Origin of the sequence: Streptomyces sp. Ru71 (assembly GCF_002920535.1) — a bacterium.
GTDB lineage: Bacteria > Actinomycetota > Actinomycetes > Streptomycetales > Streptomycetaceae > Streptomyces.
In genome coordinates, this window is the sequence record NZ_PQSS01000009.1 from 68,784 (window position 1) to 91,333 (window position 22,550).

22 protein-coding genes and 1 pseudogene are annotated in these 22,550 nt (G+C 72.4%); 12 read left to right on the forward strand and 11 right to left on the reverse strand.

Annotation, left to right across the window (positions count from 1 at the left end; all coding sequences use genetic code 11):
• Window positions 1-115: 115 nt before the first annotated feature.
• Window positions 116-2,053, forward strand: coding sequence for an AfsR/SARP family transcriptional regulator (locus tag C3489_RS08175; RefSeq protein WP_103781075.1), 1,938 nt, complete (start codon window positions 116-118; stop codon window positions 2,051-2,053).
• A gap of 29 nt (window positions 2,054-2,082) precedes the next feature.
• Here C3489_RS08175 and C3489_RS39185 read toward each other — a convergent pair.
• Window positions 2,083-2,324 (reverse strand): annotated as a pseudogene (locus C3489_RS39185) (class I SAM-dependent methyltransferase); the annotation flags it as partial.
• 480 nt (window positions 2,325-2,804) lie between these two features.
• Between C3489_RS39185 and C3489_RS08185 the strand changes: the two are divergent.
• The 8 genes from C3489_RS08185 to hypA all read left to right on the forward strand — a co-directional run bounded on the left by C3489_RS08185 (window position 2,805) and on the right by hypA (window position 9,331).
• Window positions 2,805-4,310: a hypothetical protein gene (locus C3489_RS08185; protein WP_258054603.1), complete on the forward strand. Its 1,506-nt coding sequence runs from the start codon at window positions 2,805-2,807 to the stop codon at window positions 4,308-4,310.
• 122 nt (window positions 4,311-4,432) lie between these two features.
• Window positions 4,433-5,521 (forward strand): hydrogenase expression protein HypE, encoded by a 1,089-nt coding sequence (locus tag C3489_RS08190; RefSeq protein WP_103781076.1) that lies wholly within the window; start codon window positions 4,433-4,435, stop codon window positions 5,519-5,521.
• A gap of 63 nt (window positions 5,522-5,584) precedes the next feature.
• The gene (locus C3489_RS08195) at window positions 5,585-7,378 is read left to right on the forward strand and encodes a nickel-dependent hydrogenase large subunit (protein WP_103781077.1); all 1,794 of its coding nucleotides are present in this window, start codon (window positions 5,585-5,587) and stop codon (window positions 7,376-7,378) included.
• The gene (locus tag C3489_RS08200) at window positions 7,371-7,925 is read left to right on the forward strand and encodes a NifU family protein (protein WP_103781078.1); all 555 of its coding nucleotides are present in this window, start codon (window positions 7,371-7,373) and stop codon (window positions 7,923-7,925) included. Before C3489_RS08195 ends, C3489_RS08200 begins: the two co-directional genes overlap by 8 nt.
• Window positions 7,922-8,518: a DUF5947 family protein gene (locus C3489_RS08205; RefSeq protein ID WP_103781079.1), complete on the forward strand. Its 597-nt coding sequence runs from the start codon at window positions 7,922-7,924 to the stop codon at window positions 8,516-8,518. Before C3489_RS08200 ends, C3489_RS08205 begins: the two co-directional genes overlap by 4 nt.
• Window positions 8,519-8,538: 20 nt before the next feature.
• Window positions 8,539-8,745 (forward strand): hypothetical protein, encoded by a 207-nt coding sequence (locus C3489_RS08210; protein WP_103781080.1) that lies wholly within the window; start codon window positions 8,539-8,541, stop codon window positions 8,743-8,745.
• Between the two features lie 27 nt (window positions 8,746-8,772).
• Complete coding sequence (locus C3489_RS08215) at window positions 8,773-8,982, forward strand: hypothetical protein (protein WP_181139577.1); 210 nt, start codon at window positions 8,773-8,775, stop codon at window positions 8,980-8,982.
• Window positions 8,983-8,989: 7 nt separating this feature from the next.
• Window positions 8,990-9,331 carry a hydrogenase maturation nickel metallochaperone HypA gene (gene hypA, locus C3489_RS08220; protein ID WP_103781082.1) on the forward strand — a complete coding sequence of 114 codons (342 nt, stop codon included), beginning with the start codon at window positions 8,990-8,992 and terminating at the stop codon, window positions 9,329-9,331.
• A 60-nt stretch (window positions 9,332-9,391) separates the two neighbouring features.
• Here the strand turns inward: hypA and hypE are convergent, their stop codons facing one another.
• The 8 genes from hypE to C3489_RS08260 all read right to left on the reverse strand — a co-directional run bounded on the left by hypE (window position 9,392) and on the right by C3489_RS08260 (window position 17,770).
• A complete protein-coding gene (gene hypE / locus C3489_RS08225; protein WP_103781083.1) occupies window positions 9,392-10,483 on the reverse strand; it encodes a hydrogenase expression/formation protein HypE in 1,092 nt (363 codons plus the stop codon).
• On the reverse strand, window positions 10,476-11,621 hold the full coding sequence (gene hypD / locus C3489_RS08230; RefSeq protein WP_103781084.1) for a hydrogenase formation protein HypD: 1,146 nt from the start codon (window positions 11,619-11,621) through the stop codon (window positions 10,476-10,478). Before hypD ends, hypE begins: the two co-directional genes overlap by 8 nt.
• Window positions 11,618-11,908 (reverse strand): HypC/HybG/HupF family hydrogenase formation chaperone, encoded by a 291-nt coding sequence (locus C3489_RS08235; protein WP_103781085.1) that lies wholly within the window; start codon window positions 11,906-11,908, stop codon window positions 11,618-11,620. Before C3489_RS08235 ends, hypD begins: the two co-directional genes overlap by 4 nt.
• A gap of 3 nt (window positions 11,909-11,911) precedes the next feature.
• Complete coding sequence (gene hypF, locus C3489_RS08240) at window positions 11,912-14,266, reverse strand: carbamoyltransferase HypF (RefSeq protein ID WP_103781086.1); 2,355 nt, start codon at window positions 14,264-14,266, stop codon at window positions 11,912-11,914.
• Window positions 14,263-14,988 carry a hydrogenase nickel incorporation protein HypB gene (hypB, locus tag C3489_RS08245; protein WP_103781087.1) on the reverse strand — a complete coding sequence of 242 codons (726 nt, stop codon included), beginning with the start codon at window positions 14,986-14,988 and terminating at the stop codon, window positions 14,263-14,265. The genes hypF and hypB overlap by 4 nt, the downstream gene beginning before the upstream one ends.
• A gap of 59 nt (window positions 14,989-15,047) precedes the next feature.
• A complete protein-coding gene (locus C3489_RS08250) occupies window positions 15,048-15,626 on the reverse strand; it encodes a hydrogenase maturation protease (protein ID WP_103781088.1) in 579 nt (192 codons plus the stop codon).
• Complete coding sequence (locus C3489_RS08255; protein ID WP_103781089.1) at window positions 15,623-17,335, reverse strand: hydrogenase maturation protein; 1,713 nt, start codon at window positions 17,333-17,335, stop codon at window positions 15,623-15,625. The genes C3489_RS08250 and C3489_RS08255 overlap by 4 nt, the downstream gene beginning before the upstream one ends.
• Before the next feature lie 66 nt (window positions 17,336-17,401).
• Entirely contained in the window at window positions 17,402-17,770 is a 369-nt protein-coding gene (locus C3489_RS08260; RefSeq protein WP_103781090.1) for a hypothetical protein, read from the reverse strand.
• A 610-nt stretch (window positions 17,771-18,380) separates the two neighbouring features.
• On the opposite strand from C3489_RS08260, the gene C3489_RS08265 reads away from it, so the two are divergent.
• Together C3489_RS08265 and C3489_RS08270 are read left to right on the forward strand one after the other, a co-directional pair.
• Entirely contained in the window at window positions 18,381-18,812 is a 432-nt protein-coding gene (locus tag C3489_RS08265; protein ID WP_103781091.1) for an ester cyclase, read from the forward strand.
• A gap of 10 nt (window positions 18,813-18,822) precedes the next feature.
• Window positions 18,823-19,893, forward strand: a complete 1,071-nt coding sequence (locus tag C3489_RS08270) for a LuxR C-terminal-related transcriptional regulator (protein ID WP_103781092.1) — start codon at window positions 18,823-18,825, stop codon at window positions 19,891-19,893.
• Between the two features lie 33 nt (window positions 19,894-19,926).
• Here C3489_RS08270 and C3489_RS38605 read toward each other — a convergent pair whose 3' ends face one another.
• Window positions 19,927-20,070, reverse strand: coding sequence for a hypothetical protein (locus C3489_RS38605; RefSeq protein ID WP_181139566.1), 144 nt, complete (start codon window positions 20,068-20,070; stop codon window positions 19,927-19,929).
• Between the two features lie 248 nt (window positions 20,071-20,318).
• Between C3489_RS38605 and C3489_RS08275 the strand changes: the two genes are divergently transcribed.
• Window positions 20,319-21,179, forward strand: coding sequence for an SDR family oxidoreductase (locus C3489_RS08275; protein WP_258054613.1), 861 nt, complete (start codon window positions 20,319-20,321; stop codon window positions 21,177-21,179).
• A 321-nt stretch (window positions 21,180-21,500) separates the two neighbouring features.
• Here C3489_RS08275 and C3489_RS08280 read toward each other — a convergent pair whose 3' ends face one another.
• A complete protein-coding gene (locus C3489_RS08280) occupies window positions 21,501-22,406 on the reverse strand; it encodes a LysR family transcriptional regulator (RefSeq protein ID WP_103781094.1) in 906 nt (301 codons plus the stop codon).
• Window positions 22,407-22,550 lie beyond the last annotated feature (144 nt).

The following is a 22,550-nucleotide window of genomic DNA, read 5'->3' on the forward strand; positions in this document are numbered from 1 at the left end:
GGGACCGGGCATAAGCCCTGGTCCGAGGACTGACGGAATCAGCGTGGGCGACAGCGATCAGCAGCCGATCAGTACGCTTCGACGCCGCAGACCCGCGACACGGAAGATGGAGGGCATGCGAATCGACGTCCTCGGTGCCGTGCGAGCCCTCCGCGACGACGGCACCACGGTCGACCTGGGCGGACCCCGCCACCGTGAAGTACTCGCCCGGCTCGTCGCCGCCGGGGGACGGATGGTCCCCACCGACACCCTCGTGGATGACCTGTGGGCCGAGCCGCCGGTGCGCGCCGTGGGTGCGTTGCGTACGTTCGTCGCCGCGCTGCGCCGCGCCCTCGAACCCAGCCGGCCGCCCCGCACCCCGCCGCGCGTCATCGTCACAGAAGGCCCCGGCTACGCGCTGCGCCTGCCACGCGACACCGTGGACGTCCACCGGTTCGAGGACGCCCTGGCCCGTGCCCGGCGTACCCCGGATGCGCTGACCGACCTCGACGCGGCCCTTAGAGCCTGGCGCGGCCCCGCCTACGCCGACGTGACCGGCTCCGCGTGGGCCCAGCGCGAACGGACCCGGCTGGGAGAGCTGAGGCTGGAGGGGGTGGAACTGCGCGCCCGCCTCCTCCTCGACTCCGGTTCAGGAGCCGAGCTGGTCGCCGAACTGGGCGCCCACGTCACCGAACACCCCTGGCGCGAACCGGCCTGGGGGCTGCTGGCCCGCGCACTGCACCGAGCGGGCCGTCAGGCGGACGCGCTGGCCACCCTCCGCCGCGCCCGCACGATGCTCGCGGACCAGCTCGGGCTAGACCCCGGTGCCGACCTCCGGCGCCTGGAGACGGACATTCTCCAGGGAGCTACGACGCTCCAGCCCCCGCGTACCGTGTGGACCGCCGGCGTACGACTCGGACCGCGCACCACCGTCGAACTCGCCCGCACCCTGGCCCTGGCGGGTGGTGACGCGCTCGTCCACTCGCGGCGCGACCGCCTCGCCGCCGTCCAGGCGGCCGAGCGCACCGAAGACATCGCCCTGACCGCCCGCGTCATCGGCGCCTACGACGTGCCCGCCCTGTGGAGCCGGGCCGACGATCCCGAGCAGTCACGCGCCGTCGTCGCGGCGGCCGAGCGTACACTCACCGCGCTCGGCACCGACGGCCCCGCCGAACTACGCGCCCGCCTGCTGGCGACCGTCGCGGTCGAAAGCCGCACCGCCGATCTGTCCGCAATCGAACGGACGCGCGCCGAACAGGCGGCGCGTGAGGCCGAGGCCCTGGCCCGGGAGCTGGGCGATCCCGCCCTGCTGGTCTTCGCCCTCAACGGCGTGTTCCTCCAGTCCTTCACCCGGCCTGGGCTCGCGGCGGCACGGGACGTGATCGGCGCCGAGATCCTCGACCTGGCCACCCGGCACGAGCTGCCGAACTTCACCGTGCTCGGCCGGCTCATCCGCCTGCAATCCGCCTCCGCTCTCGGCGACCTCGACGCCGCGACCGCACACGCCGAGGCCGCCGAGCAGCTCGCCGTCAGCACTGAGGCTTCTCTCGTCCCCGTACTCACTGGCTGGTTCCGCGCCCGGGTCACAGCCGCCCGCAGCACCGCACCGGGCGGACCGACCGCCGCCACGGCCGCAGCGCACTATCGCGCCGCCGAAGACGCCCTGGCCGAAACAGCGGGCATGCCAGGGCTGCACCGGGGCCTGTTCGCCCTCGCCCTCCTGGGTCTACGTCTCCTGCACGGTCGTCCCGCCCCCACCGATCCCGCTCTCGACTGGGGCCCGTACCAGCCCTGGACGCACCCCTTGGTGCTGCTCGCCCGGAACCGGGCACAGGAGGCCCGTAACGCCCTGGCCATGGCGCCGGAACCACCCCTTGATCACATGCAGGAGGCACTCTGGTGCCTGACCGCCCACGCCGCCACCCGCCTCGGTGAACGCCCGCTCGCCGCCCGCGCGGCGACGGCCCTGCGCGCCGCCCGCACCGAACACGCGGGCGGGGCGAGCGGGATGCTGACGTTGGGACCGATTGCGCGGTATCTGGCGGAAGCGGAGGAGTGCGCCGACAAGAGATGACCGACATCGTCCGCTGACCGCTCCCCACGGCCCATCGGGTCGCCGGGCATCTCCGAGATCCACAGGGAGCGCCGCCGATCCCGGCACGGCGGTCGCGCCGAAGGGCTTCGAGCACGCCGCGCGAGCCCAACGTCAGACCCATCCGACTGCCCGCCGCCGACCGCGCGCTGATCCGGGTCGGCAGCAATGTCTGCCGCGTCCTCGGGCAGATGGATCAGCAGCCCTTCGGCGATCCACTGGTCGGCGCCGCCGGGTCGTGCCCCGCGGCAGCCGCACGCGACCACCCGATGACCGGCCGCTCCCGCCCCCCCAACCCCGCCCGGGCCCGGTGCGCGCCCGTCTCGGCAGCGCTCAACTCACCCTCCAGTAGGTTCAGGACGGCGACCGCCGATGGCAGGCCCCCCGGGCCCGGGTCAGGACGCGGACCGAGCCCAGTCCCTCGTAACGCACTACTTGCCACTGCGCTGACACCCTCCACCTCTGCACCGCCCCCGGCCCGCCGCCTCGCCCCACAACCGGCGGCCAGCCGGTCGTTGGGATCGCCGGCGCGCGCCGGCCGGTCGATGAGACCGGCGCCGCGCCGCTCTCTCCCGCCCGCTGCTCTCCCCCGCCGTCGCACGGTCACCGCAGCCCGCTGTCGAGGCGGCGCTTCCCCTGTCCGGCCCAATGACGGTGCGCCGGAGGGGCGGGCCGGCGTCGCGGGTGTGACCGTGGGGAGGGAAGCGCAGACCACGAGTGGCGAGGAGCGAGCGTGGTGAACGGAGCCGGCCAGGGCTGTGCGCTGAGTGCCGTGGCGGACGCCGTGCTGTACGAGGGATACCTGCTCTACCCGTACCGCCGGTCCTCGGCGAAGAACCGGGTCCGCTGGCAGTTCGGCGTACTGCTGCCCCGGAACTGGGTGGAGAGGGACGGCCCGGTCACGCCTGGACTCTCCGGCTCCGCCGACTCCTGGTACCAGCAGACCGAGTGCCTGGTCCGGGCGCGGCGCGAGGATGCCGCCGTCCGGGTGCGAGTGCGGTACCTGCAGTTCCAGCACAAGCAGGTGGAGGCGGCCGACGGAGACGGGGGGCACCGCCCGGTCGAGTCGTTGCGGACGGCGGACGGCGTCACACACCTGTCCTTCGAGGAAGCGGTGCCCCGCGAAACCGAGCTGGTGCTCACCCTGGAGGAGCTTCTGCGCGGCGGCAGGACCGTCGCGGTGGGGGCGCCGGCCGGTACGGAGTACGAGCCGTTGCCCGCCGGAGCGGGGCGGACGGCGCGGCGGCGCCGGGAGGTACGGGCCCAGGCGACGGTCGTGGCCGAGCCCCTTGCCCCGGAGCTGTACCGGTTGCGTGTGCGCACCGAGAACACCGACGAGGCGCCGGACCCGGCGGCCCCGCGCGGTGCGGTGCTGGGGCAGGCACTGCTCGCCACGCACACTCTTCTCATCGGCGACGGCGTCGAGTTCGTGTCGCTGATCGATCCGCCGGCCGGCCTCGCGGAACAGGTGCGCGGCTGCCGCAACGCCTTCACGTTCCCGGTGCTCGGCGGGGCGCCGCAACAGTCCGGCGGCGAGGACGGGGCCACCGGCGCGTCCCTGCTCTCCGCGCCGATCATCCTGCCGGACCATCCGCAGGTGGCGCCGGAGAGTCCCGGCGATCTTCACGACGCGGCGGAGATCGACGAGATCCTCACCCTGCGCACGATGCTGCTGACCGACGAGGAGAAGGCCGAGGCGCGGGCCACCGATCCGCGCGCCGCCCGGATCGTCGACCGTGTGGACACCATGCCTCAGGAGGTCTTCGCCCGGCTGCACGGCACCATCCGCTCCCTGACCCCGGCTCAGGCTTCGGCCGAGGCACCCCCTTCGGCCCGGCCGGCCTGGTGGCAGGAGGGCGGTGACGACGGCCTCTTCCCCACGACGGACACCGTGCTGGTGGACGGAGTGCCCGTGGGCGGCGGCAGCCGGGTGCGGCTGCGTCCGCGCGTCCGGGGCGCCGACGCCCAGGACATGTTCCTGGCCGGGCGGTCCGCGCGGGTCTCCGCGCTCTTCCACGACGTGGACGGCAGCGTCCACCTGGCCGTCACCGTGGACGACGACCCCGCCGCCGAACTGCACGGCTGGTACGGCCGGTTCCACTACTTCCGCCCCGACGAGGTGGAACCGCTCGCCGTCGCGGACGCAGCTGACCAGGGCGGCCCGGCCGCGCCGGGGTCCCCGCCGCCCGCACACCCGGCCGACCGCCACGAGAGGGGACGGTCCGATGCCCACGCCTGAGGGGCCCGCGGGCCACCACCGGCCGGCCGCCGTCCCCGGCGAACCCCCCGCACCGTCCCTCGCGGCCCCGACGGCCGCGGCCTGAACGGTTTTCCAGACCCGGCTGCAACGGAGGCCAAGAGATGACCACACAGAGCGGAACCACCGAAGTCGGCGGCGAGCCCGCCAGGGCCGAGGCCAGGGAGGGCTTCGACGAGATCACCATCCTGTGGATCTCGGAGGGCATGAGCTGCGACGGCGACACGGTGTCGCTGACCGCCGCGGGCCAGCCGTCCATCGAGGACGTGGTGCTCGGGCTCATCCCGGGGCTGCCGAAGGTGAACCTGGTCAACAAGGTGCTCTCGCCGAGCCTGGGCGGTGAGGACTTCCTCGCCCCCTACCGGGCGGCGGCGCGCGGTGAGCTGGAGCCGTTCATCCTCGTCATCGAGGGCTCGATCCCGAACCAGAACATCATCGAGGGCGACGGCTACTGGACGTCGTTCGGCAACGACCCGGAGACGGGCGAGCCGCAGACACTCAACGAGTGGATCGACCAGCTGGCGCCCCGGGCATGGGCGGTGGTCGCGGCCGGTACCTGCGCGACGTTCGGCGGTATCCACGCCATGGCGGGCAACCCGACGGGCTGCATGGGCCTCGCGGACTACCTGGGGTGGGACTTCAAGGCTCGCTCCGGACTGCCGGTGGTCAACGTGCCCGGCTGTCCGATCCAGCCGGAGAACTTCATGGAGACCCTGATCTGGGTGCTCCAGCACGCGGCCGGTGCCGCTCCCCCGCCGCCGCTGGACCACATGCTGCGTCCGCAGTGGCTGTTCGGCAAGACCGTGCACGAGGGCTGCGACCGGGCCGCCTACTACGAGCAGGGTGACTTCGCGAGGGACTACAACTCTCCCAAGTGCCAGGTGAAGGTGGGCTGCTGGGGTCCGGTCGTGAACTGCAACGTGCCCAAGCGCGGCTGGATGGCCGGCATCGGCGGCTGCCCGAACGTCGGCGGCATCTGCATCGGCTGCACGATGCCGAGCTTCCCCGACGCGTTCATGCCGTTCATGGACGAGCCCCCGGGCGGCACGCTGTCGACGATGGTGATCAGGCCGTACGGGGCGGTCATCCGCCGGCTGCGCGGCCTGACGAACGACATGGTGAACCACGAGCCGAAGTGGCGCCACAACAAGCGCAAGCTGACCAGCGGTTACGACCCGCACTGGCGTGCCTGAGGCCGTCCGTCCCCACCCCGACACCGACCCGATCGACCCGAACAGCGAGGGGCAGTACCGCAGATGACCACCACCGAGTCCCGGCCCACAGAACGCAAACCCGCCCAGCTCGTCGACATGTCCTGGGACCCCATCACCCGGATCATCGGCAACCTGGGGATCTACACGAAGATCGACTTCGCCAACCGGGAAGTCGTGGAGTGTCACAGCACCTCGTCGCTCTTCCGCGGCTACTCGGTGTTCATGAAGGGCAAGGACCCGCGGGACGCCGGCTTCATCACCTCGCGGATCTGCGGCATCTGCGGCGACAACCACACCACCTGCTCCAACTACGCCCAGCAGATGGCCTACGGCGTCAAGCCGCCGAAGCTGGCCGAGCACATCACCAACCTGGGCGAGGCGGCGGAGTACATCTTCGACCACACGATCTTCCAGGACAACCTGGTCTTCGTGGACTTCTGCGAGGCGATGGTCAAGGCCACCAACCCCGGTGTCCTGGCCCGCGCCGAGCGCACCGACGCCCCCCGCGGGGACATCCACGGCTACCGGACCATCGCCGAGATCATGAAGGCCTTCAACCCCTTCGAGGGCGAGGTCTACAAGGAGGCGCTGAAGGTCAGCCGGATCACCCGGGAGATGTTCTGCCTGATGGAGGGGCGGCACGTGCACCCCTCCACGCTGTACCCCGGCGGGGTCGGCACGATGCCGCAGCCGAACACCTTCACCGACTACCTCAGCCGCCTGATGCGCGTCATCGACTTCATCAAGAAGGCGGTGGCGATGAACGACGACGTCTTCGACTTCTTCTACGAAGCGCTGCCCGGCTACGAGGAGGTCGGCAAGCGCCGCATCCTGCTGGGCTGCTGGGGCGCCTTCCAGAACCCGGACGTCGTCGACTACCGGTACGCGACGATGAACGAGTGGGGCAAGGCGATGTACGTCACCCCGGGCGTCATCGTGGACGGCAAGCTGGTCACCAACAACCTCATCGACATCAACCTCGGCCTGCGCATCATGCTGGGCAGCTCGTTCTACGAGGACTGGGTCAACGAGGACCCCTTCGTCACCCACGACCCGCTCGGCAACCCGGTCGACATGCGCCACCCGTGGAACCAGACCACCGTGCCGGTGCCGCAGAAGCGGGACTTCGAGGGCAACTACAGCTGGGTGATGAGCCCCCGCTGGTTCCACAAGGAGACCGGTGACCACCTCGCCCTGGACACCGGTGGCGGCCCCCTCGCCCGGCTCTGGTCGACCGCGCTGAGCGGCCTGGTCGACACGCCGTACGTCAAGACGACCGGCGGCGGTATCCGCATCACCCTGCCCAAGGGGGAGAAGCTGCCGGAGACGACCCTGGAGTGGCGCATCCCGAAGTGGAGCAACACCCTGGAGCGGGACCGCGCCCGGCCGTACTTCATCGCCTACGCCGCCGCCATGGCCCTGCAGTTCCTGGAGGAGGCCATGGGCATGCTCCGGAGCGGCGACACGAAGGTGTACGAGAACTTCGAGGTGCCGGACGAGTCGATCGGCTGCGGCTTCCACGAGGCCGTACGCGGCGTCCTCTCGCACCACCTGGTGATCCGGGACAAGAAGATCGCCAACTACCACCCGTACCCGCCCACCCCGTGGAACGCCAGCCCCCGCGACATCTACGGCACCCCGGGCCCGTACGAGGACGCCGTCCAGGGCCAGCCGATCTTCGAGGAGAACGGGCCCGACGACTTCAAGGGCGTCGACATCATGCGCACGGTCCGCAGCTTCGACCCCTGTCTGCCGTGCGGCGTCCACATGTACATGGGCAAGGGCAAGACCCTGACCACCGTGCACTCGCCGACGTACGGAGCCGACCATGGCTGACACCGCCGTACGGCTGGCGGACCCCGCGGTGGAGGCGCGGCTCGCCCGCCTCGACGAGGTGCTCGCCGGCCTGGAGTCCGCTCCCGGACCGGCCATGGAGGCGGTGCGGCTGCTGACCGAGGTCTACGGCGAGGCCCTCGCCCGGGTACTGGACCACGCGGAGCGGCCCTTGCGGGAGACGCTGGCGAAGGACGAGCTGCTCGGTCACCTGCTGGTACTCCACGACATCCACCCCGAGCCGCCGGAGCGCCGGGCCGAACGCGCGGTCCGCAAATTGCGGCCGGCGGTGCGTGAACGCGGCGGCGACCTGGTGTGGGCCGGCGTCGAGGGGCAGGTGGCCCGGGTCCGGCTGGACAGCGGCGGCGGTTGCGGTTCGGGATGCGGCGGTGGGTCGGAGGGCGTCGTCGACGCCGTGCGGGCCGCCGTCCTCGCCGTGGCCCCGGAGCTGGAATCGGTCGAGGCGGTCACCGAGGAGCGCAAGGCGGCTCCGGCTTTCGTACCACTGAGCACGATCCGGCGCCGGGCGCTGCCCGAGGAGGCGCGGTGAGCGTGGACGGGGCGCTCGCCCGGGTGATCCGCTCCACTGCCGGCCGCGCCGAGTCGGCGGCGGCCGAGCGCTGCGAGCTGTGCGCCGCCGACGTGGGCGAGGAGCACCCCCACCTGTACGACACCGGTGCCGCCGAGGTGCGGTGTGTGTGCCGGCCCTGCTCGGTGCTGTTCGCCGACGACGGCGCGGGCGAGGGCCGCTACCGGCTCGTGCCCCGGCGCCGGCTCCGCCTGACCCCGGTCGACACCGGGGTGCTGGGTGTGCCGGTCGGGCTGGTGTTCTTCGTGCCGCGCGCCGACGGCACGGTCACCGCGCAGGGACCGAGTCCGGCCGGGGCCATGCGCTGGGAGGTGGACGCGGCGGCCTGGCGGCGGCTGGTCGCCGCGGTGCCGCAGCTGGCCACGATGGCACCGGATGTGGAGGCACTGCTGGTGAACACCGTACGCGGACTCGACGAACACTGGATCGTGCCGGTCGACGACTGCTTCCGGATGACCGCCCTGGTCCGCCGCGAGTGGCAGGGCCTCTCCGGTGGCGGCCGGGTCTGGCCGGCCGTAGAACAGTTCTTCGGGGAGCTGACCGAGCGGTCGTGAGGACCGAAAGGAGATCGGACATGGGAAGCATCCGGGTGGGCCGGCCCCAGGCCAGGCCCGATACCCCCTCCCACGTGCGCGGACTGCACCAGGGCAACAGGGGTCCGTACAAGCATCAGACCGGACATCACCAGGACGGCACCTCCGACGCGCGCCGCTCCACCGGTATCCACTGGAAACGGCATGACGCCCTGGTGAAGGACATGCCGAACATCTCACCGGGATGAGAGAGCGGAAGTGACGCCATGAAGGCCATGAACGCGATGAACGTGATGAGCACAGCCGGGCGAAGAAGAAGGACCGTGCGGCGGGGTCTGTCGGGACGGCAGCTGCTCGCGGTGCAGGGCGCGCTGGTGGGCAGCGTGGTCGCCACGGTGATCGTCAAGGAACTCCCGGGAATCGTCCGGGAGTTGCGGATCTATCGGATGACCGGGGGGCTGCGCGCCCGCCACCGGTACCCCTGAGGCCGGCGTGCACGAGCTGTCGATCGCGACCGCGATCGTGGAGCAGGCCGGGGAGATCGCGCGCGCGGACGGCGCCGACGCTGTCGCGTCGGTGACCGTCCGCGTCGGAGAGCTCGCGGGTGTGGTGCCGGACGCGCTGCACTTCGCCTTCGAGGTGGCACGCGACGGTACGGCCCTCGCGGCGGCCCGGCTCGTGGTGGAGCAGGTGCCCGCGTACGCCTGGTGCGGGGAGTGTGCCGAGGAGTTCGCGGTCGGCATGCCCCCGTTCTTCTGGTGCCCGCGCTGCGACCGGCCGTCCCGGGAGCTGCGCAGGGGACGCGAGCTGGAGATCACCGGCGTCCAGACCTGAGCCGTGAGACGGACATCGGCCCCGCCTTCACGGCGGGGCCGATGTCCGTCCGGCGACGGGTCAGCAGATGCGCGGCAGCTGCTCGCCCAGCGGGAGGTCGAGCACCCGGGTGCCGCCGAGCCCGGTGGCGACGACCACCATGCCCGGGTGGTCGGCCACGCACTCGCCGATCAGGGCGGCCCCGGCGCCCTGCGGGTGGGCGTGCATCGCCGCCAGCACGGCGTCGGCGTCCCCCGCGGGTACGAAGGCGACGAGCCGGCCCTCGTTGGCGACGTACAGCGGGTCCAGGCCGAGGAAGCCGCAGGCGTTCGCGACCTCGTCGGGGACCGGCAGGGCCCGCTCGCGCAGCCGGACACCGGTACCGGAGGCGCGGGCGATCTCGTTGAGGGACGCGCCGAGGCCGCCGCGGGTGGGGTCGCGCAGGACGTGGATGTCCTTGGTGACCGCCAGCATGGTGGCCACGAGGTCCGCCAGGGGTGCGGTGTCGGATGCGATCTCCACCCCGAACTCCAGGCCCTCGCGCACGCTCATGACCGCCACTCCGTGCAGGCCGATGGGCCCGCTGACGAGGACGGCGTCGCCCGGCCGGGCCCGCTGCGGGCGGATGTCGACGCCGTCGGGCACGAGACCGACGCCCGCGGTGGTGATGTACACGCCGTCGCCGTGCCCGGACTCCACGACCTTGGTGTCGCCCGTGGCGACGGTGACGCCCGCCGCCTCGGCCGCCGCGCCGACGGCCCGCGCGACGCGTTCCACGACGGCCAGTTCCACGCCCTCTTCGAGGATGAAGGCGGTGGAGAGGTACGCGGGCCGAGCGCCGCTCATCGCCAGGTCGTTGACGGTGCCGTTGACGGCCAGGTCGCCGACGCAGCCACCGGGGAAGAACAGCGGCCGTACGACGTAGGAGTCGGTGGAGAAGGCCAGCCGGGTGCCGCCGAGGCCGAGGACGGCGGAGTCGGTGAGGGCGGCGAGGGTGGGGTTGCCGTAGGCGGGCGCGAAGACATGCTCGATCAGCTCGGCGGACAGGGCGCCACCGCCGCCGTGGCCCATGACGACGACCGGCTGGTCGCGCAGAGGGGCGGGGCAGGTCCAGTTCGCGGGGTCGACGACCGGTCCGGTCGCCTCCACCGCTTCGGTTGCGAGATCAGCCAACGGGGTTCATCTCCTCGCGGGGGACACGGGATCCCTGCCGGGCCGGGCCGTCGGTCAAGCGGCGGTAGAGGTAGTAGGCGGCGCAGGCGCCCTCGTTGGAGACCATGGTGGCGCCGAGCGGGGTGCGCGGGGTGCAGGCCGTACCGAACGCCTCGCACTCGGTCGGCTTGATCAGTCCCTGCAGGACCTCGCCGGCCCGGCACACGGCGGGCTCCTCGGTGCGGATGCCGGTGACGTCGAAGCGGTGTTCGGCGTCGTAGGCGCGGAAGGCGTCGGTCAGCCGCCAGCCGCTGGCCGGGATGGGTCCGATGCCGCGCCAGTTGCGGTCGGCGACTTCGAACACCTCCTCCAGCATGCGCAGGGCCGCCGGGTTGCCCTGGTCGCGTACGGCCCTGGGGTAGGCGTTCTCCACCCGGTGCTCACCGCGTTCCAGCTGGTGGACGGCGCGGCGGATGCCCTCCAGGATGTCGAGCGGTTCGAAACCGGTCACCACGATCGGCACGCGGTGCTTCGCGGCCAGGTCCGGGTACTCGGCGGTGCCCATCACGCTGCACACGTGACCGGCGGCGAGGAAGCCCTGCACCCGGCAGCTGGGGGCCGTCATGATGGCCTCGATCGCCGGGGGGACGCGGACGTGGGACACCAGCAGGCTGAAGTTGTCCAGGCCGAGGCGGCGGGCCTGGTGCACGGCCATGGCGTTGGCGGGTGCCGTCGTCTCGAAGCCGATCGCGAAGAACACGACTTGGCGGCCGGGGTTCTTGCGGGCGAGGTCGAGCGCGTCGAGCGGTGAGTAGACCACGCGGACGTCGCCGCCCTCGCCCTTGACCCGGAACAGGTCGCGGTCGGTGCCCGGCACGCGCAGCATGTCACCGAAGGAGCAGAAGATCACGTCGGGGCGGGCGGCGATCTCCAGGGCCTTGTCGATGACCTCCAGCGGCGTCACGCACACCGGGCAGCCGGGGCCGTGGATCAACTCCACCTGTTCCGGCAGGAGCTGGTCGATGCCGTGGCGGATGATGGAGTGCGTCTGGCCGCCGCAGACCTCCATCAGCGCCCAGGGCCGGGTGGCGGTGGCCCGGATCTCGTCCAGCAGCCGGCGGGCCAGTGCCGGGTCGTTGAACTCGTCGATGTACTTCATCGGACGTCACTTCCGTTCTCCTGCCGGGCGGCCTGTTCCCAGGCGTCGCCGAACTCCTCCTCCAGCAACCCCAGTTGCTCGAACAGCTCCAGGGACGCCCGGGCCGACTCCTCGTCGAGGCGCTGCAGCGCGAATCCGACGTGGACGATGACGTACTCCCCCACCTGGACGTCGGGCAGGTACTCCAGGCACGCCTGTTTCTGCACTCCGCCGAAGTCGATCATTCCGGTGAGGGGGTCGGCGCGCTGGTCGATGGACACGACCTTGCCGGGCACTGCCAGACACATGGGTCACTCCGTCTCGTGGTGGTGGGCTGTTCCGGCGACCATCAGCTGGCCGAGCGCCAGTCCCCCGTCGTTCGGAGGGACCTCGCCGTGCCGCAGGACCGTGAAGCCGTCCCGGGTGAGCAGAGCGGCGCACTCCTGCTCCAGCAGGGCGTTGGCGAAGACGCCTCCGGTGAGGGCGACGGTGGCCAGGCCGGTCGCGGTGCGGGCGCGGTGGCAGATCTCCGTGACGGCCCGCGCGACTCCGCGGTGGAAGCGGGCCGCGAGCACCGGCACGGGGGTGCCGCGGGCCTGGTCGTGCAGGAGGGCCGTCAGCATCGGCGCGGGGTCGCAGCCGAGGCTGTCCGCGCCGCTCAGGCCGAAGGGGTACGCCACGGTGTCCGAGCCGGCGGCCTCCAGCGCGGCCGCCTCAAGTTCCGCCGCGGCCTGCGCCTCGTAGCCCGCCCGGTGGCACACGCCGACGAGTGAGGACACCGCGTCGAAGAGCCGGCCCATGCTGGAGGTGGGCACACAGGCCACCTGGCGTTCCAGCTGCCGGCGCAGGACAGCGCGTTCGGTGTCCGAGCAGGCGGTGACGCTCGGCAGCCCCGGCGTCCAGGGCAGCCCCGCCGCCCACAGCCGGGCCAGGGCCAGCCGGCACGGGTTGGCCACGCCGGCGTCCCCGCCCGGCAGCGGGGCGGGGACCAGGTGGGCGAAGCGCCGGTACCGGCTGTAGTCGGCGAGCAGGACCTCCCCGCCCCACACCGTGCCGTCGTCGCCGTGACCGGTGCCGTCGAAGGCGACGCCGATCACGGGTGTGGTGCCGTCGAGGCCGTGCTCGGCCATCGCTGAGGCGATGTGGGCGTGGTGGTGCTGGACGAGCACCGGTGCGCGCAGCCCCAGTCCGGCGGCGCGGGCGCGAGCGCGCCGTAGCGAGTGGTAGCCGGGGTGCCGGTCGGCCGCCACCCGGCGCGGGGTGACGCCGGTGAGGCGGGCCAGGTGCCGTTCGGCCCGCTCGGCGGCCTCCAAGGTGGCCAGCTCACCCATGTCGCCGACGTGCGGGCCGAGCCAGGCGTGCTCGCCCTCGCCCAGGCAGAGCACGTTCTTGAGGTCTGCGCCTACGGCGAGCGTGGGGCGCACCGGGCGCGGCAGGCGCAGGGGCCGGGGGACGTATCCGCGGGAGCGGCGCAGCACCTGCTCGGTGCCGTCGGGGCGGACCCGGAGCAGGGAGTCGTCGCAGAAGGCGGCGATGGGCCGGTCGTGGCCGAGCCAGGCGTCGGCGAGTCCGGCCAGCCGGTTCAGTGCTTCGCCGTCGTCGGTGACGATGGGCTCGCCGGAGCGGTTGCCGCTGGTCATGACCAGCGTCCGGGGGCCGGGGGGATCTCCGGGAAGTCCGAACAGCAGGGTGTGCACCGGGGTGTAGGGCAGCAGCAGACCGATGTACGGGCTGCCCGGACAGACCTGATCGGCGAGGCGGAGGCCGCCCGGGGGTGTGCGGCGGCGCAGCAGGACGATGGGGCGGCGGGCGGAGGTGAGGGCGGCGCGTTCCGCGTCGGAGAGGAGGGCGATCCGCTCGGCTGTGGCCAGGTCGGCGCACATCACCGCGAACGCCTTGCCGCCCCGCTCCTTGCGGTCGCGCAGGGCGCTGACCGCCCGCGGGTCGGTGGCGTCGCAGGCCAGGTGGTAGCCGCCGACGCCCTTGACGGCGACGATCCGCCCGGCGGCGAGCAGCGCCCGTGCCGTCGCGAGTGCCTCCGCGTCCCGGGCCGGGCGGATCCCGAGGCCCTCGGCCGGGGTGAGCGCGAGACGCGGGCCGCAGTCGGGGCAGGCGACGGGCTGGGCGTGGAAGCGCCGGTCGGCCGGGTCGCCGTACTCGTGGGCGCAGGCGGGGCACATCGGGAAGCCCGCCATGGTGGTGGCCGCCCGGTCGTAGGGCATGCCGGTGGCGATGGTGAAGCGGGGGCCGCAGTGGGTGCAGGTGACGAAGGGGTGACGGTGGCGGCGGTCGCCGGGGGAAGCCAGTTCGCGCAGGCAGTCGGCGCAGGTCGCGGTGTCGGGCGGGAGCTGGGTGCGTCCCTGGGCCCGCTCGGTGGAGCGGATGGTGAACGGGCCGGTCTCGCCGGTTGCGGGCACGTGGACGCCGTCGACCGCGGTGACGGTGGCCAGGGGTGGCGGCTGAGCGGCCAGCAACGTGCAGAAGCGGTCCACCTCGTCCGCCGGGCCCTCGATCTCGATCAGGACGCCGTCGCCGGTGTTGCCGACGAATCCGCTCAGGCCGATCGCGGACGCCAGGCGGTGCACGTGCGGGCGGAAGCCGACGCCCTGGACGGTGCCGCGCACGGTGAGCCGACGGCGGACCAGTCCGGTCGCGGGGGCGGTCATGCTACGGGTGCGGCCGGGGTGTGGTGGTGGACGTGCGGGTGCGGGGCGAGGGGCGGCCGGTGTGCCGGGGCGCCGTCGCGGGCGGCGAGGCAACGCTCCAGCAGGGTGCCGACGCCGGCGCCGGTGCGGGCGCAGGAACGGACGATCTCCACGCCCGGGTTGACCCGGTGCACGTTCTCGCGGAAGAGGCTCTCGTCGAAGCCGGCCGGCCCGGCGAGGTCGGTCTTGGTGATGGCGACCAGATGGGCGGAGCCGAACGCGGTGGGGTACTTCAGCGGCTTGTCCTCACCCTCGGTGACGGCCATCAGCACGATCCGCAGGGTCTCGCCGAGGTCGTAGGAGGCCGGACAGACCAGGTTGCCGACGTTCTCCACGAAGAGGACGGAGGTCTTCGGCGGCAGCCAGCCATCGAGCCTGGCGCGGACCTGGCGGGCCTCAAGGTGGCACAGGCCGTCGGTGAGCAGTTGCTGGACGGGGGCGCCGGAGCGGGCCAGCCGGGTGGCGTCGTTCTCGGTGGCCAGGTCGGCGGTGAGGGCGGCCACCGGGACGCCCTGCTCCACCGCGCGGGCCAGCACCCGGCCGAGCAGTTCGGTCTTGCCGCTGCCGGGGCTGGACAGCAGGTTCACCACGGTCACGCCCTGTCCGGCGAGCTCGCCGCGCAGGGTCGCGGCCAGGTCGTCGTTCTTCGCCAGGACGGCCTGTCTGACGTCGGACCCGCACATGGGCGCTGCTCCTCGGATTGGTGACGAAGCCCGGGCCGCCTTCCGTGCGGCTCGGAGTCTCATCGATCTTCGGCGCCGCCGGGCGCGGTGCCGGGCAGCGCAGCCGTGCGCGGGGTCCCGGATTCCACCGGGCGGCCCAACGGGGGCAGCGGTGCGGCGGGGTCGTCGAGCAGGGCGGGCAGGAGCGCGTGCAGCGCGTCCACGGCCCGGCCGACTGCTTCGCGCACCGGCGCGCTGAGTCCCGGCAGGAGGTCGTCGTCGCTCGGCATGACGGCGGGTTCGCAGGCCAGGACGAGGACCCGGGGCAGTGGCTCGTCGCCCAGGTGGGTGGCCAGGGCCAGCACCTTGGCCGGGTCCATGCCGTGGGCCTCGGGCTGGACGGTGCCGTCGGGGGGTTCGGCCTCGATCAGGGAGAGGGTGCCGGGGCGGTGGCCGCGCGGAGCCGCGTCGACAAGGACGGCGGTCGCGTAGCCGGACAGCAGGTCGTAGGCGAGGTCCATGCCGCGGATGCCGTAGTCGCGGACCCGTACCGCGGGCGGCAGGGGGCGCTCTTCGAGGGCGCGGATCACCTCGGGGCCGAAGGCGTCGTCGGCGAGGAAGATGTTCCCGACGCCGGCCACCAGCAGCCGCGGCGTCACCGGAGATCTCCGCCGGCCGGGGCGGCGAGGGGGCGGTGCGAGCCGCCCGGCGTCTTGCGGACGAAGGCGGAGCGCAGGGCGTGGTAGGGGGCCGCGGGGTCAAAGAAGAGGGCATGCATGCGGGCCAGTTCGTCCTCGCGGTAGCGGGCGAGGGGCCGTTGCCGTTCGTCGGCCGCGCGGGCCGCGGCCTTCTCGGCGAGGAGGCGGTCCAAGCCGGGGGTGCCGGCGAGGTCGGTGGCCAGCCGGCCGACCTCGTCCGCGAAGTCCTGGGGTGTGGCGGGCACCAGCCGGTCCACGAGCCCGATCCGCCGGGCGGTCGCCGAGCTGACCGGCAGCGCCTCGGCCGTCAGTTGTTCGGCCCGCTCCGCGCCGACGCGGCGCGGCAGGGTGTAGGTCCAGAACTCCGAGCCGTACAGGCCCATCCGGCGGTAGTGCGGATTGAGGACGACACCGGTGCGGCACCACACCTGGTCGGCGGCGAGGGCGAGCATGGCGCCGCCGGCCGCGGCGTTGCCGGCGAGCGCGGCCACCACCAGCCGGTCGGTGGTGCGCAGGGCGGCCTCGACCAGGTCGTCCATCGCGTTGAGGTTGGTCCAGGACTCCTGGGCCGGGTCGGGGGCCGCGTCGATGACGTTGAGGTGGATGCCGTTGGAGAAGAAGTCCCGTGGCCCACCGAGGACGAGGACGCGGGTGGGCCGGCTGAGCGCCTCACGGTAGGCGGCGAGCAGGCGGCGGCACTGGCTGGTGCTCATCGCGCCGCCCGGGAAGGAGAAGGCGAGGAAGCCGACGTCACCCCGCTGCCGGTAGCGGATGTCGGTCCAGGTTCTCCGGCCGGACGGCAGTTCGAGCGGGGCGGGGTCCTCGGGGAGCCCGGGATCCGGTTGCCAGGAGGCGAGTACGCAGGCGGCCGGCCGGCGGAAGGGTGCGGGGTCGCCGGAGTTCTTGCGGGGGCGCAGTTCCGGGATCCAGACGGCGCCGTCGCGGGTGGCGCGGCAGACGGCGCCCGCCCGCTGGGCCAGCAGGGCGCCCGGCCGGCCGCGCAACCGGTCTTCGGGGTGGCCTCCGTGCAGGAACACCTCGTGGCCGAGGAGTTCGTCCAGGACGCCGGGCTGGGAGTCGGCGCCGCGCAGCTTGCGCAGGACCGTCTCGGTGTCGTCCCGTTCCCAGTCGATCCGCCGCCGTTCCTGCCGGATGACGTCGCGCTGGACGACGGTGACCGACTCGTGGGTCTGCGCCAGCGGCTTGTGGGCGCCTTCGGCGTAGCGCCGTACGGCAGTCAGGACGGCGGTGACGGCGGCGTCGGACACCTCGTTGCGGTACAGGTCGCTCTTGCCGACGGGCGGAACGGGGAACGGCTCGGCCGCCCAGATCGGGCCCGCGTCCATGACCGCCTCGGCCTGGAGCACGGTCACGCCCCACTGCTCCGCCCGGCCGGAGACGGCCCAGTCCAGCGAGGAGGGGCCGCGGTCGCCCGGCGGGCCGGGGTGGACGATCAGACAGGTGTGTTCCCGCCACACGTCCTCGGGCAGCGCGGTCTTGAGCATCGGGGCGACGATCAGGTCCGGGCGCAGCTCGCGCACGGCTGCCCGGACCGGGTCGGGGCCGTGCGCGGCCAGGACGACGTCCACCTGGTGCCCGTGGTCCGACAGTTCGGCGTACAGACGCTGGGAGAGAGAGTTGAACGCGCTCGCGACGAGCAAGATGTCCATGACACGGCATGTTCGTCCCTCTTCGGGATGCCGTGAAGAACCGCGTCGGCGTTTCGCCGGCCTCGGTCAGGTCTCTTCCTCCATCCGGATCGCATGGCGCAGGTCCTCGAACGCCTGGCCCTGCTCCTCCCGGTGCGCCTCCAGCAGCGCCGCGGCGATCGCGTCGAGCTTGCGCTGGACGGCGTGCTCGGCGCGCATCTCGGCGTTCTTCAGCAGGGCCAGCAGCAGGAGTGTGACGGCCGTCATGGCCTCGCCCGCGAGCAGCAGCAGTTCGAGTGGCAGGTGGGCAGCGTGGACGGCGACGAAGAAGCCGACGAGCAGCAGGCAGAAGAGGAAGAAGGCCGGGGAGCTGGTGAAGTTCGAGGCGTACTCGGCGAACTGTTCGAACCGGCCGCGGCGGGAGCCGCCGCGCTGCACGGGATTCTTGAAGGTCATGACCGAGCCTTTCCCCACGGCGAGCTTTGGGGCACAGCCCGGAGGGTCGGGCCCCGGGCACGCGCCGGAGGGCATTGGGGGCCGGCCCGGGCCCCGCGCGGGGCTCAGGCCGCGAGGGGCCGGCCGGGGGTGAGGCGGTCGAGGAGCCGGCCGCGGTGCAGCTCGGCGGGTTTCAACAGCTCGGCCCAGTGGTCATAGCCGGATCGGGCTGTTCCATTGTGGGACCGGGATGCCTTCCACCAGCCGGGCCGTTTACCGGGCCTTCTCCTGGACTGGCAGCCGTTCCATGGTCGTGGTGGTGGCGGTCGTACGGCTGCCAGGGTGACGCCTCCAAGTCTCCTGCCTTGCGAGGCCCCAGCGAAAACTGGCGAATCCCGGCGTCTTCGCGGCCACCACCACAGGTCCGTTGCCCAGGATCCTGATCGTGATGCGAGCCAGCCGCGCGGTGATCTCTTGAACTGCCCTAGCCGTCGAGTCCTGGCCAAGAGCGAGGCCCGCGCGGTGCGCTGGTGCCGCGAACGGCTTGTGAGATGACCGGTCCGGACCCCGGACGAGCGGACCCCAGAAAAGTGGGGTTCCGGTTCGGGGCCCGCAGGCCGAGGCTGGCCATATGAACACCATCGAACAGAACAAGCAGATAGTGACCGCATTCATCGACGCGCTGTTCACCCGGGGCGACCTGTCAGCCGTCGACACCTACCTCACGGAGGACTTCGTCAACCACGACCCGCCCATGGGCGTCGGCACGGACCGCGAGGGCATGCGCGCCGCAGGGGCGATCTTCCGGCAGGCGTGCCCCGACTGGCACTCCGACCTCGGGCGCCTGGTCGGCGAGGGCGACGTGGTGGTGGAACTGTTCACCGCCTCTGGCACCCAGCACGGCGAGGTGATGGGCGTCCCCGGTGACGGCCGCACGCTGGTGCTCAAGGGCATCAACGTCTTCCGGCTGCGGGACGGCCGGATCGCCGAACGCTGGGGCCGGCTGGACGAGCTGGGCCTGCTGAGCCAGCTGGGGCTCGTGCCGGAGCGGGCGGCGGCGTAGCGTGAGTGCCATGGTCGCCACCTTGCGGGAGCGACACGTCGAGCGGCTGATCGACAGCTGCTACGCCGACCTGGACACGCCCGCCCTGACCACCGAGGTGCTGCGCCGCCTGCCGGGCATCCTGCCCGTGGAGGCCGTGTTCTTCGCCTCGGTGGACCCGGCGACCCTGCTCTTCACCTCGGCTGTCGCCCAGGATCCGCTGGCCGGTGCCACCCCGCTCTTCCTGGACAACGAGTATGGCCGCGCGGACGTCAACAAGTTCGCGGCGCTGGCCCGGAGCCCGGAGCCGGTGATGTCGCTAGACCGGGCGACCCGGGGCGAGCGCTCCGCCAGCGCCCGCTACCGCGAGATCATGGCCGGCCTGGGGCTTGGCGACGAGCTTCGAGCCGCCCTGATCGTCGGGCACGAGTGCTGGGGTGTGCTCTGCCTGCACAGGGCGGACGCGGAAGCCGGCTTCTCCAGCAGCGACCTGGACGTCCTGCGCAGGCTCGCCCCGCACTTGGCCGAAGGCCTGCGTCGCGCCGTCGTGCACCAAGCGCTGACCGACGACGGGGCCGGAACCGCGGGCGGCCCCGGCGTGATCGTGCTCGACCAGGGGCTCTCGCTGGTCTCGATCAGCCCGGACGCCGAACGCTGGCTGGCCCGGCTTGAGGGGCCCGAGATACAGGGTCTGCCGATGCCGGTCTACTCGGTAGCCGCCCAGCTGGCCCGGGCGCCCGACGCGTCGCATGAGGCTGCGCACCGGCCCGGCTCGGTCAGGCTGCGCACCGCCGACGGGCAGTGGCTGACCCTGCACGCCACCTGGCTGCGGGGGCGGTCAGAGGACCAGATCGGGGTGGTGATCGAGCCGGCGCCCGCCGCCGAGCTCGGCTCCCTGCTGCTGGCCGCGCACGGCCTCACCCCGGCCCAGAGCCGGGTCACCGCCCTGGTGCTGCAAGGGTGCTCCACCCGGGAGATCGTGGCCCGGCTGCACGTCTCCGGGTACACCGTGCAAGAGCACCTTACGGCGGTGTTCGCCCGGTTCGGCGTGAGCAGCCGCCGGGAACTCATCGCTGCGGTGCTCGCCCCGAAGGGCCGCTGAACCGACCGGCCGCGACCGGCCGGAGGCACCGCGTCACCGCACCCCGCGGTCCACGGCCAGCCGGGCCGCGTTCGCCGGCCCTCGGCCCCACGGCTCGCCGTTACCGGTCAGCGCAGCGGCGAGGAGGTGCTCCGCGATGACGCGGGGGCCGACGGTGCCGCCCACCGGGGTCAGCAACGACTTCGAGCACATCAGCGTCGACGAACTCCGCGAGGCTTCGGCCGGTGAAGTGCCCGCTGGCCCAGGGCGGGTCTCAGGTCTGACTGTGACCCGGGCACCCTTCGGCCAGGCGGGGAATCGGGTGAGCAAGTGTGGCCTCTGACCGAGCATGGGGTGGGGAAATTCAACTCGGCGAATCCTCCTCAGCCCCAGGCGCGTCCTCGTTACGTAACGTGGCAAGAAAATTACGGTTGGCTCTTGTGGCGATGGTTTTGGTGACAGGTGCGACAGGCAACGTCGGGGCGCAAGTCGTCCAGGAGCTGCGAGGCCGGGGCGTCGGCGTGCGTGCCTTCGTACGGGATCTCGCTCGCGCTGCTGCGATCCTCGGCGACGACATCGACCTCGCGTACGGGGACTTCGCCGATGTGGGCACGCTCCGGCAGGCGCTCGACGGCGTCGAGCGTGTGTTCCTCGTGTGCCCCAATGATCCGCTGCAGGTGGAATACGCGGCGAACGCGATCGACGCGGCAGCCCTGGCAGGCGTCCGGCAGATCGTCGTGATGTCCACCGTTGGGGCCGAGGCCGGCTCGCAGACCGTCTTCTTCGATCAGCACGGCCGCATCGAGGAGCACGCGCAGGACTCCGGCGTCCCGACCGTGGTTCTCCGCTCCAGCCACCTGATGTCGAACATCCGCGCCTCGGCCGACTCCATCAAGCAGGCCGGACGCTTCTTCCTGCCCGCCGGTGACGCCCGTATCGCGATGATCGATCCACGCGACGTCGCGGCGGTGGCGACCCTCGTCATGGAGACGTCCGACCACGACGGCCGAACGTACCTCCTCACTGGCCCCGAGGCCATCACCTACGGCGAGGTCGCCGAGCACCTGTCGCACGCCCTGGACCGCCCGATCACGTATGTGGCCGTCACAGACGAGGCGGCGCTGAACGGTCTCGCGCAGGCAGGGCTACCTCAATGGCTCGCAGAACAGATCGTGGCCGCCTTTGGCGCGTTGCGCGCAGGCGTGAACGCGTACACCACCGACTGGGTGCGGGAACTGACCGGCCGTGAGCCGCGCGGCATCGATGACTTCGCACGCTGGATCGCTCCCCTGCTGAGCGGGTCCTAGCGCGTCCCATATCGGCGACTGCACTCCCCTCCACGCTGCCTTGCCGAGCCAACAACTTCGCCCCGGGCGATGGTCACGCTCTTGCGAGCTCGTCTCCTCACGCGACCCTGACCGGGCATGTCACGAGATCGCTGACAGAACCGTTTTCAAGGAGCGCCAGCAACCCGACCCATCAGCGGTGGATGCTGGCCCGCCGCAGCCTGACCCGTATGGCCAGGGTTGCTTGCCGCCGCCCGCTGCTCAGGTCCAACACCGAAGCGCGGGGTCTGGATTGGCAGCGGTGAGCGCGACGGTTCCATGACCGGTGGGCGTGGTTCGGTGTCAGAGGGTTCGGGCCGCAGCGGCGTCGCCGAGGAGTGCGGCGAAGGCCAGGGCGGCGGGGGTGAGCGAGTGGTCGGCCATGCGAACCAGGAGGATGCGGCGGACGGGGGCCGGCGGCTGGAGGGGCAGCACACTGACGCCGGGTCGGATTCCCTCCAGGGCCAGGGTGGGGGCGAGGGCGACGCCGATGCCGGCGGCGACCATGGCCTGGGCTTCCTGGTAGTCGTGGGCCTCGTAGGCGATGTGGGGCTCGAAGCCGACGGCGCGGCAGCCGCGGACGAGGGCTTCGGCCACCGGGTGATGGTCGGCGCGGGTGATCCAGGGGTCGTCTGCGAAGTCGGCGAGTGAGGCCGTGTCGCGGCCGGCGAGTGGATGGTCGTCGCTGACGAGAAGGGCCGGCGGGTCGTCGAGGAGTGGGGTGACGACGATGTCCTCCCGGTCGATGCGGCTCCAGTCGTAGTCCCACATCAGCGACATCTCGATCTCCCGGTTCTCCAGCATCGCCCAGAGCCCGGCGATGCGGGCGCTGCGGACGGTCAGCCGTACGTCGGGGTGGGCGTTTCGGAAGGCGATCACGGCCTGCGGGAGGAGCGAGGCGCCGACGGTGGGGAAGGTGCCGATGCGCAGGGTGCCCGCGCGCAGGCCGGCGAAGTCGGCGAGTTCGTTTTCCGCGGCCTGCAGTTCGCGTTCGATCCGTTCCCCTCGTTCGGCCAGCGCCCGTCCGGCGTCGGTGACGGTGACGCCCCGGGCGTGGCGTTCCAGCAGGGGCTGTCCTGCCTCCGCTTCCAGGCGGCTGATCTGCTGCGATACCGCTGACGGTGTGTAGTTGAGGGCGCGGGCGGTCGCTGTCACCGAGCCGCGGCGGGCGACCTCCGTGAACAGCAGGATGCGCCGGACGTCGAGCATGCCGCCACCTCCAGCGTTCACTTCAGCTTAATAGCCATACAGATTTCCGAGATTGTACTTCATGCTGCCGTGACCCACCGTGGAGGACACCACGCGCGGCGAGACCGTCGGTGGATTCCCCTTTTCATGTTTGTGAGGAGTCTG

Excerpts from the sequence above, each read along its gene's own strand:
- C3489_RS08200 (WP_103781078.1), top strand. The coding sequence starts at position 7,371 with ATGGCTGACACCGCCGTACGGCTGGCGGACCCCGCGGTGGAGGCGCGG.
- C3489_RS08210 (WP_103781080.1), top strand. The coding sequence starts at position 8,539 with ATGGGAAGCATCCGGGTGGGCCGGCCCCAGGCCAGGCCCGATACCCCC.
- C3489_RS08280 (WP_103781094.1), bottom strand. The coding sequence starts at position 22,406 with ATGCTCGACGTCCGGCGCATCCTGCTGTTCACGGAGGTCGCCCGCCGC.
- C3489_RS08275 (WP_258054613.1), top strand. The coding sequence starts at position 20,319 with ATGGTTTTGGTGACAGGTGCGACAGGCAACGTCGGGGCGCAAGTCGTC.
- C3489_RS08260 (WP_103781090.1), bottom strand. The coding sequence starts at position 17,770 with ATGACCTTCAAGAATCCCGTGCAGCGCGGCGGCTCCCGCCGCGGCCGG.
- C3489_RS08195 (WP_103781077.1), top strand. The coding sequence starts at position 5,585 with ATGACCACCACCGAGTCCCGGCCCACAGAACGCAAACCCGCCCAGCTC.
- C3489_RS08255 (WP_103781089.1), bottom strand. The coding sequence starts at position 17,335 with ATGGACATCTTGCTCGTCGCGAGCGCGTTCAACTCTCTCTCCCAGCGT.
- C3489_RS08265 (WP_103781091.1), top strand. The coding sequence starts at position 18,381 with ATGAACACCATCGAACAGAACAAGCAGATAGTGACCGCATTCATCGAC.
- C3489_RS08190 (WP_103781076.1), top strand. The coding sequence starts at position 4,433 with ATGACCACACAGAGCGGAACCACCGAAGTCGGCGGCGAGCCCGCCAGG.
- C3489_RS08175 (WP_103781075.1), top strand. The coding sequence starts at position 116 with ATGCGAATCGACGTCCTCGGTGCCGTGCGAGCCCTCCGCGACGACGGC.
- C3489_RS08215 (WP_181139577.1), top strand. The coding sequence starts at position 8,773 with ATGAACGCGATGAACGTGATGAGCACAGCCGGGCGAAGAAGAAGGACC.
- hypF (WP_103781086.1), bottom strand. The coding sequence starts at position 14,266 with ATGACCGCCCCCGCGACCGGACTGGTCCGCCGTCGGCTCACCGTGCGC.
- C3489_RS08270 (WP_103781092.1), top strand. The coding sequence starts at position 18,823 with ATGGTCGCCACCTTGCGGGAGCGACACGTCGAGCGGCTGATCGACAGC.
- hypB (WP_103781087.1), bottom strand. The coding sequence starts at position 14,988 with ATGTGCGGGTCCGACGTCAGACAGGCCGTCCTGGCGAAGAACGACGAC.
- hypD (WP_103781084.1), bottom strand. The coding sequence starts at position 11,621 with ATGAAGTACATCGACGAGTTCAACGACCCGGCACTGGCCCGCCGGCTG.
- C3489_RS08235 (WP_103781085.1), bottom strand. The coding sequence starts at position 11,908 with ATGTGTCTGGCAGTGCCCGGCAAGGTCGTGTCCATCGACCAGCGCGCC.